Origin of the sequence: Streptomyces sp. NPDC059874 (assembly GCF_042731135.1) — a bacterium.
Classification (GTDB): domain Bacteria; phylum Actinomycetota; class Actinomycetes; order Streptomycetales; family Streptomycetaceae; genus Streptomyces.
Genome location: NZ_JBHWJY010000006.1, coordinates 103,890 through 117,586 on the forward strand (window position 1 = coordinate 103,890; position 13,697 = coordinate 117,586).

Below are 13,697 nucleotides of genomic sequence, written 5' to 3' on the forward strand. Positions count from 1 at the left end.
GTATATCATTTAGCCAGCCTCGCAATCTCTCGCTGCACGTACCAAAGAGCCTTACGCAGGTCTTCCAGTTCCGTCGAAGGGTCCTTGCGGCCGGCACGGCACAGGTATTTCACTGCGTTGCCTCGGCTGAAATTCATGTGCTCGGTCAGGTCGATGACCTGAAGTCCGTTGGGAAGCCACGTGTAGTGGCCCGGGCTGTCGATGGCCGAGTAGTCCGCCTCTTCGATGCCCAAAGGTTCTATCTCGTCCTCTGCAAATGCCTTGTACTCCACGCGCCCACCCAAATAGAGCTTCACTCCGTAGGGGTAGGGGGCGGTGGTGTGAGAGTTCACCGAGTACACCTTTCCCCGCACTCCCACGAACCCGAAGCCGCCGCGATCAGCGGTAACCCTCACCTTGTCACCTGCCTTGTACTTCACAGGCCGATCCTTCCTCGAAGCACGTCAGCCCCGTGCGTCAGTAGAGTAGAATTGCTGTCCAAGTCGTCAGCCATCTGGATAACCCGCCCATTGGGCATCTCTGCGGCTCGTTCATCCATGAAGGTGAGTCCGGCAGCATCCTCGGCAATGAGGTAGACAACTTCGTAACCGCGGAATGCTGGTGTCCAGTAGTCGCGCCAGGTGCCGGTTCCGGGAGACCCAACCGCCGGCACGCCGGCAAGCTCCCATGTCATCGCATCGAACTCGCCTTCCACCATCACGAGGTAGGGGCTCGACCGAATCAGGGCGGACGTATTGAACATCCGCGGTACGTCACCAGGAAGCGTCTGATACTTGCCGTGGCCCTCGTGACGCTCCTTCTCTCCCTTGAGGAAGAGATAGATGCCGTCTGCGTCCTTCACGCATCGGTCATCAACACAGCGGAATCGAACCGTGGCGGCTCCGTCCTCGCCGCCGGCCGGCCTCAGGTACGGGATGGCCAGGTGGTTGCGGTATCGCTCATGTCCAGGTATCGCCGAACCGACGTACCCCAGACCGAATTGCGCTGCTACCGCCGAAAGCCCGCGAGCGGCTACGTACGCCTCGGCTGGACTGCCGGGGTACATCTCGTGATACGTCCGCCCAATCTCCACTGAATTCGCGACGTGCAAGTTTTTGGGCTTCAGTGAAGCCAATGCCTTCCTCCCTCATGATGACGGCATATGAGTCCTCCGAAACGGAGCAGACGAAGCAGGCCCATCGATCCGCATCGACGTTGACTGATGCTGAAGGATGCTCATCGGCGTGGAGGGGGCAACAGATTTTCTGGCGGCCCCTCTGCACCTTTATGTCTAGCCCGTAGTAGCGGGCGAGCACAGCCGCGATAGGCGGCTTAGAAGTCGTAGCTCCATCCACCCTTGGCACCCTTAGGGTCGGAGACAGCAAGGCTGGTAGTGACGTTGACCTCCACATCGGGCAGTAGAAGAACCGCAAGAGTGCTAATGGTCTCGGCGGCCTTCCTGATTTCGTCATCGCTGATGGAAGCAGAGGTTCGCAGGGAAATAGTGGTGGAGCTCTGAGGCTTCTTCATTAGCTGTCCTTCGCTGGGGTGTATCGAGGGCCTAGCGCCTGCCAGGCCGGAAAGCTTTCGAGATAGTCCGCTGCTCGCCTCAGAACGTCGGGACGGTCCCGAGCTCCGCGGGCAAGAAGTTGCCCGTTGCAGCGGGCACACAGCAGGCCCCTGATGGCCTCTGTCTTGTGGCAGTGGTCTACAGCCAGATTGGTCTTCCGCGTCTCGCGGCAGATAGCGCAGCGGCCATTTTGGAACTCAAAGAGTCGTTGGTAGTCCTCGGCCGTCAGCCCGTACGTAGTTTGGATCCGAGCGTTTCGCGATGCTGTGCGCCGGCCCTGCTTTCGACAGGATGAGCACACCCGCCCTCGCGGCGAGGTGTAGAACTTCTCAGCTCTGCTCTTACCGCACTTCGTGCACTCTCTAAAGCCCTTTCGAGGACCAACCACTAGGCGGCCGTCCGCACTGCTGCTTCGAGGCGAAGCTGTTCCTTGAGATCGCTGTTCTCGTCAACAAGGGCCCAGAGGGTGAAGAGAGGAATGGCCTCGGCTATCCCACGGGCCCTGTGGTGGATTACCGCGGTCTTCAGCCCGCCCTTCGCGGCGGAAAGGAGGGCCTTGGAGAGCTGATAGAGGTTCAGGTACCGCGGGTTAGCGATGTCAACAATGAGAGCAACCCCTTCGGTGTCGACCTTGGTGAGGTCGAGCCCAGGGAAGCGCTCCGCGAGCTGGAAGCCGAACTCTCGCTCAGTTCTGAATCCGCCCTTGACGCTCTTGTTCATCTTCACGCCTTCCTCCACCAAGGTAACTACAGGATGACCGGAACACAACTTTTTAAGCAGCAAAATCCGTCGGGAAGTCGCCTTCAATCTCCTCCAGCCGGAGGTTGGCGCGGTTGAGCCGGAAGCTTGCGAAGGTACCCCCAGAAGAGTCCTCGAAGCCTTCACGATTCTTGACGGGGGACACATTTAGAACTCGGCTGTTCATCCCGTCAACCTCTTTATGGATGGTCAAGATGAGCGACGGGACACGGTGAACCTTCCCTTTGACTCCAGAGAGGGGGATGGGGTTCAGCCCATCAGAGTGTTCACCCGTCACGTGGTGCAGTCCAAGAACGTGTGCGTTAGTCGCTCGGGCCATCTCGGAAAGGTACTCACAAAGACCTTCGAGCCCAAAGGTATAACTTTCGGCATCGCCCACGGCTCCCGTATCCACGTTCGTGATGTTGTCCACCACGATCAGATGCGGAATGGTTCCGTAGACCTCCAAATAGCAGAGAAGGTCACGCTCCAGCTCGGACGTAGCAGGCGAGGCCGAGTAGTTGAACCGCAGCCACCAGCGCTTTCCGATCTCTGCAAGGTACTTCGCAAAGTCGCCGCCGAGAAGGGCGGCCTTGATGCTCTTTGCGTCGCCGCCGGTAATCATGGCTGTGGTGCGTACGGTCTGCGTTGCAGCACTGGAGTCTGCCGAGAAGTACATCACCGGCATGTTGCCATACGTGGCCAGGTTGGCGGCAAAGAGGCTCTTGCCTGTGCCGGGGCCGGCTACGACTAGCGAGAACTCGGCCCGCCGGAACTCGACTTCGAGGCGGGACAGCGACTTGAACGGGTGAGGCAGCGGCTCGCCGGCTGCTCCTCGAATTCCTACTGACTGGGCTAGAGAGAACACGCCTCCCCCTCCTCTCTTGTAAACCCCCACCCGTGACCGGAACACAACCCGCTGAGCTAAAAAATAGCCCCGTCAGGGGTGGGGGATTGGACTGGATTCTATGGTTCAGATGACCGAAACACAACCTTTAGGGCCGACGAAAAGGGCATGCATGCGACACATCACAGAACCGGCAGCCGAAGCCCGGATTGGGCTCAAACTCTGCTCGCTTCACGCTCTGATCCATCTGCATGTACCGCTCTCCTACTTCATCTTCGGTGACGCCGGCCAGATCCACGGGGCGGGTTAGGCCGCCCTTCTTGGCTTGGTACCAGTCTCCACGGTGGACCTCCAAACCGAGAGCCTTCCGCACGAGAACCGCATAGGTCTCAAGCTGGAATCGGCTCTTGGTCGTACCGGTCTTGAGGTCCCGGATTCTGATGGAGCCGTCGGGTTCAGTGACCAGCTGGTCTATGTAGCCCTGAACTCTGACGCCTCCTATCTCGGCAGTCAAGTGCAATTCGACACCCAAAGTGCCGTCTTCGGCCTTCCAGAGCTCGGGCTCGTTCTCCTTGGTCCAGCGAACATAGCTTGCGGTCTGCTCCTGGCCAAGGGTGTACCGAGCTTCGATATCCGATGCCCCGTCAGGGCCGGCCGTCATCCAACGGTTCAGGTCTGGTTCGTCTTCGAGGGCGCGGTTCACAGCGGCGCTGTACTCGTTGCTGAAGAGCGTTACCGCGGCCTTGGTTGACATCTGCCGGCCGCTGCGCTCCACGGCCTCACAGGCCGTATGGAAGCTCGTGCCCTGGTGAGACCACGCCGCCGGGCGAGGGGTGACCCCTTCCACCCGGCGGAGATAGAACTGATGCGCACACTTCTCGTATTGCTCAACCTGACTCACAGAGCGAGTCATCGTGGCAACACGGCTGTATCGGTCAGACAAAGACGCTCCTCTTCGGTTTGGTTCCAACCGGGCAAGCCGGGTGGATCAGGTGAACCATGAACGTGCTCGACAACGGGAGCTCCCGGTGCGGGCGGCCCCACAGATCGGTTTCCACGATGCAGGACCGCCAGGGGCTCATCAGCTCGCCACTGAGCCCCTCCAGGGCGGTGATGTCCTCCGGAGTCATCACGTCACATTCCACGACGATGTAGTACGTGCCGACCGTATTGGTCGCGATACGGGTGATAACGAGGGACTCAGACCGGTAGTCGTCGGCTCGTGCGATCGGAGCCGCTTGACCGATTCTCGCCCTCAGGGCTTCCACTGTGGTCCAGCGCGATGAGATCCCCCCCAAGACCATTAGCACACCTCACCTGCCCGTTCGATGTTCGTTCGAACGCCTGTGCGGGCGTCCTGGGGATCGACTGTAGTCATGTGATGGCTGGATGTGCTCGCTCTTAAACCTGTGACCCATGTCACAAAAGCGCGATGCTTGATCGCTACAACCAAACGAGGCCCGAACAGGTCAATGCCTGTTGGGCCTCAGGGGGTATGGGCGGATTTCCTACCGCCCGGTAAGTGCCGCCAGTCGTGGGGCTACTGGCCGCTCAGCGCGGTCGTCTCCTCGCCCGCCGGCAGCGAGAACATTGCTTCGTCTGCTGATGTCAGAGGTCGGCTCGGGTCGTCTGGCCACCTCACAACGAGTTGGCCATCCTCCGGCGTCCGGGGCAGGTAGACGAAGCCCTTTTCGTCATCAAGCGTCAGAACGTGACCATCTCGGACCTTGTTAACGAAAAGCGCCAGATCCTGCCTTGCTCGCTCAGAGAGCGGAAAGCCCATGCGATCGGTCACGAAGTAGCGAAGGCCGCGGAAGGGGCGCTGATCCATCAGGCGGGCCTTATCGGTCCTTCCAGTGATGTCCCAGGGGAGTGCAGCCGTCACCGGCGCATTTGTCCCCCTTCGGTAATGGTCACGCTGAACCATCCTCTTTGACACGGCTTGTTGCGAAACCTTGTACATCTTCGCAATCTCGGGCTGCGTCAGGCCGGCCGACAGCAGCTTTTGCAGGTCCGCATAATCGGGGAGGGCCACCAGAGGATTCCTTCGCAAGTCGTTCGTTCGGATTTGAAAGAAGCGGGATGTCAGCGCATCCGAAGCATCCTACTTACCGCCAGTCGTATTTCAGCTACCCGGGTAGACATGTGACCTACGTCTCATCGGGGGGTTCGCTTGTCCTCAAACCCTTCACAGGACACGTACATACATAGTGAGAAGCAAAAGAGAGAGTCACTACTGACAGATCCTCCTAAGGATCTGCATAGATATGCGGATGATTACATCCGTATCAAGGGAACCTCTTAGTCCACTTGTAATCAATCGGTGACTCACTGATTAAGTCTCCTCCCTGCTGCGCGGCTCCCTGTCGACCCTCTGAGGTCCAGGTCAGAGGCCCAGGGGGGCAGTGGCCCCGGCGCCAGATCAGCAGCCGTCGGGGCCACTCCATCTCTAACAGGTCTAGTCCTAACGGAACCTTATGCCTGTCTTAGCCCTTGATCAAGAATCTCGGAGGTCTCTATGCCCCGAGCTGCGTCCATCTGTCTCATCCGAGGATGCACCCTCCGAACGGTCCGCGCAGGTCGATGCGCTGAGCACGCTCCGGCAGAGCGGGCCTGGGCTCGAACGAGCGCCCGCAACCAGGCACGTAACCGCGTGTGGGACCGGGTTGTCCGTCCTCGTGCGCTGGCTCGCGACGGTTTTGCCTGCGTCCAGTGCGGTGAGCGGGCCGGCCTGGAGGTCGACCACGTAGTACCTGTAGCCCAGGGTGGCACATGGGAGCTGACCAATGCACAAACCCTTTGCAAACCCTGCCACAGTTTGAAGACTCTGGAAGAGCGGCGCCAGCGAGGCGCCGGCAACGGCTCATAGCTCAGTTGGTAGAGCGCTGGTCTCATACGCCAGTTGTCCCCGGTTCGAGCCCGGGTGAGCCAACCAAAGGGGTAGCTCCCCTGGCTCTGAAACTCCCCCTGATCAGGGGACGGAGGAGCTGTGCGTTTCGTCTAGTGGCTTAGGACCCCTCCAGCTCGGAGGTGACGCGGGTTCGAATCCCGTAACGCACTGAAACTACGGCGTGTAGCTCAATTAGGGAGAGCGCCGGCCTTACAAGCCGGATGTTGAGGGTTCGAGTCCCTCCAGGCCGACAAGGGAATGGGTAAGCCGGCGGGTGCCGGCACCGTAGCGAATGCGCGGGGGTTGGCCTCCTGGGGTTCGAGTCCCCGCCCTGCACCGGGCCATTTCTTACGTGGGTGTAGCTCAGTGGTAGAGCAGCGGTCTCCAAAACCGCCCGCGGAGGTTCGATTCCTTCCACCCGTGCTGGTCCGACGATAGCGGCCTGACCGCTGCAAAAATAGGACAAGGGGTAGGCTCACGGCGAGCCCCGCCCGAGTAGCCAGGGCTAGTCACCCTGATTGCGAAAAGGTGGGGGGACGGTTCAAGTCCGTCACCCCGATTGCCCGCTTAGGCAAATTGGCAAAGCCGCCTCGCTTAGACCGAGGAATTTCCGAGTTCGAGTCTCGGAGTGGGTACCACCTCGTACCGCCCCGCTGTGGGCGCCAGTGCGACCCCTGTCCGGAGGGAAGCTGAGTGAAGCCGGACGTACGAGGCTTCTACGAGCAGGCCGCCCATTAGTAACCCTTGCCCTTGTGGGGCTTGTGCCGAACGGGGTTGTAAGCCCGCCTGCCCGTAGACCGTGTGAGAGTCCGCCTGACCCAAGGGAGAGGTGCGCGGTACCGGCCCCCGCAAAGGGAGACCCGGGGACAGTCCGCAGAGATCCCGGTTCGAACCCGGGGGCGGGACTCTCACCGCCTGGTCGTAGTTCAGTTGGTAGATCGCTCGGTTTGGGACCGAGAGGCCGCCGGTTCGAGTCCGGCCGACCAGACAACCAGCAAGGCCCCGCCCGATGTGGGCGGGGCCTTCGTCATGCCTGCCCACCAGGACGTGACTCCTATTGATGTTGCTACCTCAGGGGTGATGCAGAGATGCACCAGGATGACCAGGCCGCCGAAGGCCCTCGCCTCCGAGACGCGGCTGAGCCCAACCGGGCTCGTCGCACTCGAAGTTGGCGACAGCTGGCCCTAGACGAGCTGGATGACCTGGAGGACCTCTATGACGAGCTGCCGGCGGTGAGGCTGTGACACGAGGACCAGCCCCCAAGGAGAACGCGGTACGCAGGAACACCCATGCTCACGCTCAGGAGCTCGGCGCCGGCACCCAGCCAGGCCGCGAGCTCCCGAAGGCTCTTGGGATACAGACAGCCGGCGCACGCCGGTTCTGGAAGACATGGAGCACTGCCCCTCAAGTGGCTCACTGGACTGCTACCGACTGGGGCGAGTTGGAGATCACGACCAAGCTTGTTGACGCCTTCTTTCTCGGGGACCACAAGGTAGCCGGCGAGATCCGGCAGAGGGTTGCTAAGTGGGGCGCCACTGTCGAGGACCGCGCCAGGCTCCGTATGACCGTTGAATCCGAATCCCCCGAAGAGGCTCCGAAGCCTGCTGAGGGGTCGAATGCCGTTGACATGGACGAGGAGCTTTACAAGCTGCTGAACGGCTCTTAGATAGGCGGTGAGGCTCTTGCAGACAGGCAATCTGCCGGCAGGGGTCCCGAAGCCGTCTGAGACTCTCGGGTACTCAATCATCCGATGGGCTCAGAAGTACATTGTCCAGCCAGATGGAGACAGGGCTGGCGAGCCCTGGCAGTTCACTCCCGAGCAACTTCGGTTTGTGTTGTGGTTCTACAGCATCAAGCCGGATGGGGGGTGGACCTACTCAGCCGCGACCCTGCGAAGGGCGAAAGGCTGGGGCTTAGCAAGACACCTCTTCTCGCGGCTCTCGCAATTGTCGAGTTCCTCGGGCCCTGCCGTTTCTCCCACTTCGACGCCTTCGGCCTTCCAGTGGGTAAGCCGGTCCCTCTTCCCGTCGTTCAGGTTGGTGCTACAGCACTCGACCAGACCGAGCAGACGATGGACATGATCCGAGGCATGCTGTCGGAGTCGCCAGCTGAAGCTGAGTACGGCTTGGATATCGGAAAGATGGTTGTCCAGTTCAAGTCTGGACGCCCCGGAAGCATCAAGCCGAAGGCCACTGCCGGCCGTACCAACGAGGGTAACCGGCCGAGCTTCTGCCTTATGGATGAGTGCCATCACTGGGTTGGTTCCAACGGGGGCCCGGATTTCTTTCAGACCCTCAAGCGGAATATCGAAAAGACTACCAAGGCCGGTAGTAGGTGGGTCTCCACGACAAATGCCTACAACCCCAACGAGGATTCTGTAGCTCAGATCATCCACGAAAGTGAGATGGTCGCACAGGGTTACTGGCTCTACGACTGCCTTGAGGGCGGAATCAGCGTAGAGGACATCCGCGACGAGGTCGCAGTGAGAGCGGCCCTCGTGGAGTCGTACGGAGATGCGGCCTGGGCCGACATCGACGGCCTGACGCGAACGATCCTCTACGACCGTACTACTCCGGACAGCACCTATTGCCGGTTCTTCTTCAACCAGATCGCTGAAAGCAGCGATGGTTGGATGAGCAAGACAGAGTGGGACGCCTGCCTTTCCGAGGATGACCCGATCAAGCCTGGCGATCAGATCGCAGTGGGCTTCGATGGAAGTATCCGAGGAGATAGTACAGGGCTCATTGGCGTCAGAATGCGAGATGCCAAGCTATTCGTTCTCGGCCTTTGGGAGCGTCCGGAGAACGCGCCTGATGAGTGGGAAGTCGACGTACTTTCTGTGGAGGCTGCGATAGCCACCACGTTCAATACCTACCGCGTTGCCTGGATGTACGCCGACCCGCCTTACTGGCAGGAGAACATTGGCCGTTGGGCAATGGAGCACGGCGACGACACCGTATTTGAGTTTTGGACGAACAAGCCAACTCGCATGGTTCAGGCCGTTGAAAGGCTCCGCACCGCGGTAACCGTCGGCGACGTGAAACATGATGGGGACTACCGGCTTAGCCGACACATCCTCAACGCCGTTACCCGGGAAGTCCCTCAGGGCCTTCTGATCACCAAAGACTCGCCGCGCTCGAAGCGAAAGATTGACCTAGCCGTTTGTGCTGTTCTCGCCATGGAGGCCAGAGCCGATGCCATCGCTGATGGACGAATGCAGGTACGCAGGTCCCGAATAGTGGGGTGGTAGCCCTTGGCCGACATTGACATTGGTTCCCCACCGGCGACGCCGGCGGCCTGGGTGGACTACCTACACAGCAAGCTCCTGATGCGACGCTCAGGACTACTCCGATATTCCGGGTACTACGACGGCCGACATCAGCGTATGGCTTTCGCCCAGGCCAAGTATCAGAGCGAGTTTGGCCGGCTCTTCGACTCCTGGGCCGACAACTTTTGTGGTCTGATCGTGGACTCGGTCAATGAGCGTATGTTCATCGACGGTTTCCAAATGACTGATGAGCCAGGCGGCGACAAGGCCGCACGGGACATCTGGCAGCGGAACCACCTAGACGCTGAGTCCAATGCGGCCCACTTGGACGCAATGGTTCACGGAGTCTCATACGCCGTTGTCTGGGCTGATTCCGATGGACAACCGGTCATCACCGTTGAGTCCGCGGAAAACGTGGTCGTGCAGTACAAGCCTGGCTCTCGTTGGGAGATCGAGGCAGCAGCCAAGTTCTATACCGATGACTGGGGACGCGAGCACGTCACGCTGTGGCTTGCTGATGCCGTCTATACCGGCTCTGGACTCACCGGAGCATGGGGCCAGTACAAGAAGGCGGCGAACCCTCTTAAAGAGGTTCCCGTCATTCCTATCCAGAACCGAGCGAGGCTCACAGGTCCGCCGATCTCTGATCTCGCGCTGGTCATCCCCTTGGCAGACGCGATCAACAAGACGGTTGCCGACGCACTCATTGCCTCCGAGTTCGCAGCCTGGCCACAGCGCTACGTGACCGGCCTGGAGATCCAGGAGGACGAGCAGGGCCGACCTATCGAGCCGTACAAGGTAGCCGTAGACAAGCTCCTTCAGGCAGAGAACCCCGACGTGAAGTTTGGCCAGTTTGAGGCCGCCGATCTCAAGAACTACGTGAACCTCGTCAACATGCTGGTTCAGCATATGGCGAGCATCAGCCGTATTCCGTTCCACTACTTCCTTCTCAACGGAGGCACCGCGCCTTCCGGCGAGTCAATTACTTCTGCGGAGGCTGGCCTTATCGCTAAGACCAGGGAACGCATGCTGCACTTTGGTGAAGCTTGGGAGCGCGTAATGCGCCTGGCTTTCAAGGTGCTCAAGGACCCGCGGGCCGATGCTCACGGGGCTGAAGTCATCTGGAGAGATCCGGAGAATCGCACCGAGGCTCAGCACATGGACGCCCTACTCAAGCTTCAGCTTATCGGCGTTCCTCGGGATCAGCTCCTGTCTGATGCTGGCTACACCCCTCAGCAGATTGAACGCTTCCGCACGATGCGGGAACAGGATGCCAAGGACGCAATGGAATTGGCGGAGAAGTTCCCAGCTCCGATGCAGGAACAGAACCAAGACCCGAAGGCCAACGAGGACAAGGCTCGCAAGCCACCTCAGGGCAATTCAGGTAACGCGGCCCGCAAGGCCGCTTAGCTCGTACAACCACTAGGACGGCTCCCGGAATGGGGGCCTTTTTCATGCCACCGCAATGGAGGGCACCCATGAACGACACGCAGAACCAGAACGACCAGCAGACCACCCCCGACCCAACGACCTCTGAGGGCGTGCCGGACGTGGCAACTCTTCAGGCAGACGTCGAGCGGTGGAAGGCCCTTTCTCGCCAGAACGAAAAGAACTGGAACGAGGCTCGCACCGAGCTTGCGGCCATCAAGGAGGCGTCCATGACGGACGCCGAGAAGGCCCTAGAGCAGGCTCGCAGTGAGGCCCGCAATGCCGCCCTTTCTGAGGTTGGCAACCGGCTTGTAGACGCAGAGCTTCGCGTCCAGGCCGCTACTGCTGGTGTTTCCCTCCCGGCCGCAGAGTTCCTGAACCTCTCCCGCTTTGTCGGTGCAGACGGTTCCCCTGACTCCACGGCAATCACTGCGTTCGTTCAGTCCCTTCCCAAGCCGTCCACGGCCCCTGAATTTGCCCAGGGGATCGGCCTTGGCCGTCAGAGCGACTCCGGCTCTTACTCAGCCGGCCAGATCGGCGCTGACTCCCTTTCCCGTATGTCCCCCAGTGAGATCAACGCTGCCCGCAAGTCGGGCCGGCTCGACGCACTTATGAGGGGGGACCTCTGAATCACGAGGTAGCCTATGACCTTTGTAACCCAGCCAGGTAACAACACTGGCGCCGGCGCTCTTCAGACGACCGGCGGTCAGTTCATCCCAGAGATTTGGGTCTCCCAGCTCCTTGAGGACCTGGATGACAATCTCGTCCTCGGCTCTCCCGAAATCGTGAACCGCCAGTATGAGGGCGAGTTCCGGCGCGAGGGCGACGTAATCCGAATCCCGCACTTCGTTGACACCGTGACCGACAAGGGCATCGTGAAGGCGTACGGCGACATCGGCACCGCGGACCACGCTCAGCTTGAGTACATCAAGATGACTGTAGGCAAGGGCTCGTCCTTCCACCTGGAGCTTGACAACCTCCACCAGCTTCAGACGAAGTCCGGTATTGACCTGATGACCAACCTGGTTTCTCAGCGTGCCCGGACTCTGGCCAACACTCTTGACTCGCTGATTGCGAAGACCATTCTTGCGGCTGTGGCCGGCAAGGACCTGAATGGTACTGAGGACCGGAACGCAACCGTCTCCGGTCTGCCGGCCCTGCACGGTTCTGTCACCAAGCTCGTTGATGGTGACTTCTCTGCCGCTCAGGACATCAGCGTTTACGACTTCGTTGTATCCATGCTTGAGAAGCTCGACATCAAGGGTGCTCCACAGGATCGCTACCTCTTCATCTCCCCGAAGCTTCGTAGCGCGCTTCTGCGTGACCCGAAGTTCATCGACGCGAGCCACTTTGGTGGTGGGGCCGTAATGCCGACTGGCGTTATCGGCACCATCCTGGGTGTCCCTGTCCGAGTGGCAAACACCCTCGGCTCTCACACCCGCCCGAACGAGAAGCTCGTTAAGAACCGTCACACGGACTTCTCCAGCGTCGACATGTTCATGGGCTCGACCTCTGCCGTTTCGCTCATCATCCCGTTCGCGGAGATGGAGGCGTACAAGCCAGAGAAGAAGTTCACCCACGCGGTTAAGTCCCGGGTCATCTACGACGCCAAGGTAATCCGCCCAGAGCAGCTAATCGTGGCTCAGGGCGTTGAGGCGATGATCTCGACCCACAACACCGCAAACGACGCGCCGTAAGCAAGGAGGCAGCCTATATGCCTCTGGCTTCCGTGGATGACGTGGCCGCCCGCATAGGGCGGCCTGTCACCCCAGACGAACACCCGCGTATTCAGGCGTTCCTTGAGGACGTGACTGGCCTCATTGAGGACCACTGCGGCCGGGACATGGACCGGCGTACCGGGCAGTCCTTCACCCTCTACCCGGAGGGGGCTTACCGCCTCGCGGTACCAGCTCGGCTCTGCACCTTCCTCACCATCACCTCCGTCCACCAGGACGGCCAGGAGCTGAGCGGTTGGACCTTCACCGGTCGGCAGCTCGTACGTAACGAAGGCTGGGGCCTGGCCCCCATCACTGTTACCGGCTCCTGGGGCTACGAGGCTCCGCCGGCCTCGCTCCGAGCAGTCTCCTGCTCTGAAGTCATTCGGTGGATGGCGCTCTCTCCTGGCGTTGAGTCGGAGCGAGTTGGAGAGGTAGAGGTGTCCTTCTCTGGAGCCTCGTCGGCGCAGGCACTCTCTCCCATTTCGAAGGCGGCCTTGAAGCCGTACCGGCGCCGCGGTGCTGGCTCTATGACGCTCCTCCGTGAAGGCCCCTGCCTCGACCTGAGGGGGCCTCATGTACTCCATGACTGATCCAGTGGAGGTCTGGAGAGCCTCCCGCAAGGTGGAGTCGGCCTACACCTCCCGCCCTGACTGGGGCCAGGCCGTCAAGGTCTGGTCCGGTCACGGCAGCGTCCAGCCTGACAAGGCTTTCGAATCCTTCTCTCCTGCCCGCGACATCTCCCAGGAACGGCGGGCCGTATTCCTTCCCCTCTCGGCCGTCGTGGCCGACGGGGACAGGCTCCGCCTGGATGGCCTCTGGTTCGAGGTCGACGGAGACCCCCGCCGGCACACGCAGACGTCCCGCCGGCACATCCGGCTTTCGGCGTGGAGGTCGATTCGATGACTGCACGCACGAAGCTCGTCATACACCGGGACTGGCAGCGCCAAGTTTTTACCGGCCCCGAAGTTCGTGATGCTGTCCGCCTGGCCGTGAAGCGCATCGACGCGTACGCCAAGGGCGACGCTCCCCGCCGCGGTGTTGGCACCCGAACGTCCTGGAACAGCATCCGGGAACAGATTGATGCAGTGGTCAACATGGACCGTGATGGCTGGTACGGCGGCATTGTCATCGAGGCGAACCCCCGTGCACGGCACGCCATGCTTCAGGAACGGGGCTTCACTGACCCAGCCGGCCGGCGACACCCAGGCCGGCGCTTCCTCAAGTCCGCCCTGCTGAAGGCGAGGGTGGAATGAGACTAG

At 60.7% G+C, this 13,697-nt stretch carries 17 protein-coding genes and 6 tRNA genes; 14 read left to right on the forward strand and 9 right to left on the reverse strand.

What is annotated here, in order from left to right:
• Positions 1 to 5: 5 nt before the first annotated feature.
• The 9 genes from ACFV9H_RS05680 to ACFV9H_RS05720 all read right to left on the reverse strand — a co-directional run bounded on the left by ACFV9H_RS05680 (position 6) and on the right by ACFV9H_RS05720 (position 5,169).
• Positions 6 to 419 carry a DUF3310 domain-containing protein gene (locus ACFV9H_RS05680; protein ID WP_385393769.1) on the reverse strand — a complete coding sequence of 138 codons (414 nt, stop codon included), beginning with the start codon at positions 417 to 419 and terminating at the stop codon, positions 6 to 8.
• The gene (locus ACFV9H_RS05685) at positions 416 to 1,045 is read right to left on the reverse strand and encodes a topoisomerase (RefSeq protein ID WP_385393771.1); all 630 of its coding nucleotides are present in this window, start codon (positions 1,043 to 1,045) and stop codon (positions 416 to 418) included. The genes ACFV9H_RS05680 and ACFV9H_RS05685 overlap by 4 nt, the downstream gene beginning before the upstream one ends.
• Positions 939 to 1,391 (reverse strand): CHC2 zinc finger domain-containing protein, encoded by a 453-nt coding sequence (locus tag ACFV9H_RS05690; RefSeq protein ID WP_385393949.1) that lies wholly within the window; start codon positions 1,389 to 1,391, stop codon positions 939 to 941. The genes ACFV9H_RS05685 and ACFV9H_RS05690 overlap by 107 nt, the downstream gene beginning before the upstream one ends.
• On the reverse strand, positions 1,312 to 1,509 hold the full coding sequence (locus ACFV9H_RS05695) for a hypothetical protein (RefSeq protein ID WP_385393956.1): 198 nt from the start codon (positions 1,507 to 1,509) through the stop codon (positions 1,312 to 1,314). The genes ACFV9H_RS05690 and ACFV9H_RS05695 overlap by 80 nt, the downstream gene beginning before the upstream one ends.
• Positions 1,509 to 1,937: an endonuclease VII domain-containing protein gene (locus ACFV9H_RS05700; RefSeq protein WP_385393773.1), complete on the reverse strand. Its 429-nt coding sequence runs from the start codon at positions 1,935 to 1,937 to the stop codon at positions 1,509 to 1,511. The genes ACFV9H_RS05695 and ACFV9H_RS05700 overlap by 1 nt, the downstream gene beginning before the upstream one ends.
• Entirely contained in the window at positions 1,937 to 2,275 is a 339-nt protein-coding gene (locus tag ACFV9H_RS05705) for a hypothetical protein (RefSeq protein WP_385393775.1), read from the reverse strand. The genes ACFV9H_RS05700 and ACFV9H_RS05705 overlap by 1 nt, the downstream gene beginning before the upstream one ends.
• Positions 2,276 to 2,321: 46 nt before the next feature.
• Positions 2,322 to 3,155, reverse strand: coding sequence for an AAA family ATPase (locus ACFV9H_RS05710; protein ID WP_385393777.1), 834 nt, complete (start codon positions 3,153 to 3,155; stop codon positions 2,322 to 2,324).
• Between the two features lie 127 nt (positions 3,156 to 3,282).
• Positions 3,283 to 4,035: a RecB family exonuclease gene (locus ACFV9H_RS05715; RefSeq protein WP_385393780.1), complete on the reverse strand. Its 753-nt coding sequence runs from the start codon at positions 4,033 to 4,035 to the stop codon at positions 3,283 to 3,285.
• Between the two features lie 639 nt (positions 4,036 to 4,674).
• A complete protein-coding gene (locus ACFV9H_RS05720; RefSeq protein WP_385393783.1) occupies positions 4,675 to 5,169 on the reverse strand; it encodes a hypothetical protein in 495 nt (164 codons plus the stop codon).
• Between the two features lie 483 nt (positions 5,170 to 5,652).
• Between ACFV9H_RS05720 and ACFV9H_RS05725 the strand changes: the two genes are divergently transcribed.
• The 14 genes from ACFV9H_RS05725 to ACFV9H_RS05790 all read left to right on the forward strand — a co-directional run bounded on the left by ACFV9H_RS05725 (position 5,653) and on the right by ACFV9H_RS05790 (position 13,691).
• The gene (locus ACFV9H_RS05725) at positions 5,653 to 6,003 is read left to right on the forward strand and encodes an HNH endonuclease (protein WP_385393786.1); all 351 of its coding nucleotides are present in this window, start codon (positions 5,653 to 5,655) and stop codon (positions 6,001 to 6,003) included.
• Positions 5,994 to 6,069: transfer RNA gene (locus ACFV9H_RS05730), tRNA-Met, on the forward strand. Before ACFV9H_RS05725 ends, ACFV9H_RS05730 begins: the two co-directional genes overlap by 10 nt.
• A 54-nt stretch (positions 6,070 to 6,123) precedes the next feature.
• A tRNA-OTHER gene (locus ACFV9H_RS05735) sits at positions 6,124 to 6,194 on the forward strand.
• A 7-nt stretch (positions 6,195 to 6,201) separates the two neighbouring features.
• A tRNA-Val gene (locus ACFV9H_RS05740) sits at positions 6,202 to 6,275 on the forward strand.
• 101 nt (positions 6,276 to 6,376) lie between these two features.
• Positions 6,377 to 6,447, forward strand: a tRNA-Trp gene (locus tag ACFV9H_RS05745).
• A gap of 138 nt (positions 6,448 to 6,585) precedes the next feature.
• Positions 6,586 to 6,662, forward strand: a tRNA-Leu gene (locus ACFV9H_RS05750).
• Positions 6,663 to 6,939: 277 nt separating this feature from the next.
• Positions 6,940 to 7,012, forward strand: a tRNA-Pro gene (locus ACFV9H_RS05755).
• A 420-nt stretch (positions 7,013 to 7,432) separates the two neighbouring features.
• The gene (locus ACFV9H_RS05760) at positions 7,433 to 7,690 is read left to right on the forward strand and encodes a hypothetical protein (RefSeq protein WP_385393788.1); all 258 of its coding nucleotides are present in this window, start codon (positions 7,433 to 7,435) and stop codon (positions 7,688 to 7,690) included.
• Between the two features lie 201 nt (positions 7,691 to 7,891).
• Positions 7,892 to 9,274, forward strand: a complete 1,383-nt coding sequence (locus tag ACFV9H_RS05765) for a hypothetical protein (protein ID WP_385393790.1) — start codon at positions 7,892 to 7,894, stop codon at positions 9,272 to 9,274.
• A gap of 78 nt (positions 9,275 to 9,352) precedes the next feature.
• On the forward strand, positions 9,353 to 10,702 hold the full coding sequence (locus ACFV9H_RS05770) for a phage portal protein (protein ID WP_385393951.1): 1,350 nt from the start codon (positions 9,353 to 9,355) through the stop codon (positions 10,700 to 10,702).
• A gap of 68 nt (positions 10,703 to 10,770) precedes the next feature.
• On the forward strand, positions 10,771 to 11,349 hold the full coding sequence (locus ACFV9H_RS05775; RefSeq protein WP_385393792.1) for a hypothetical protein: 579 nt from the start codon (positions 10,771 to 10,773) through the stop codon (positions 11,347 to 11,349).
• Positions 11,350 to 11,364: 15 nt separating this feature from the next.
• Positions 11,365 to 12,417, forward strand: a complete 1,053-nt coding sequence (locus tag ACFV9H_RS05780; protein ID WP_385393795.1) for a hypothetical protein — start codon at positions 11,365 to 11,367, stop codon at positions 12,415 to 12,417.
• Positions 12,418 to 12,434: 17 nt separating this feature from the next.
• Positions 12,435 to 13,028, forward strand: coding sequence for a phage gp6-like head-tail connector protein (locus ACFV9H_RS05785; protein WP_385393797.1), 594 nt, complete (start codon positions 12,435 to 12,437; stop codon positions 13,026 to 13,028).
• Between the two features lie 309 nt (positions 13,029 to 13,337).
• Entirely contained in the window at positions 13,338 to 13,691 is a 354-nt protein-coding gene (locus tag ACFV9H_RS05790) for a hypothetical protein (RefSeq protein WP_385393799.1), read from the forward strand.
• Positions 13,692 to 13,697: the final 6 nt, after the last annotated feature.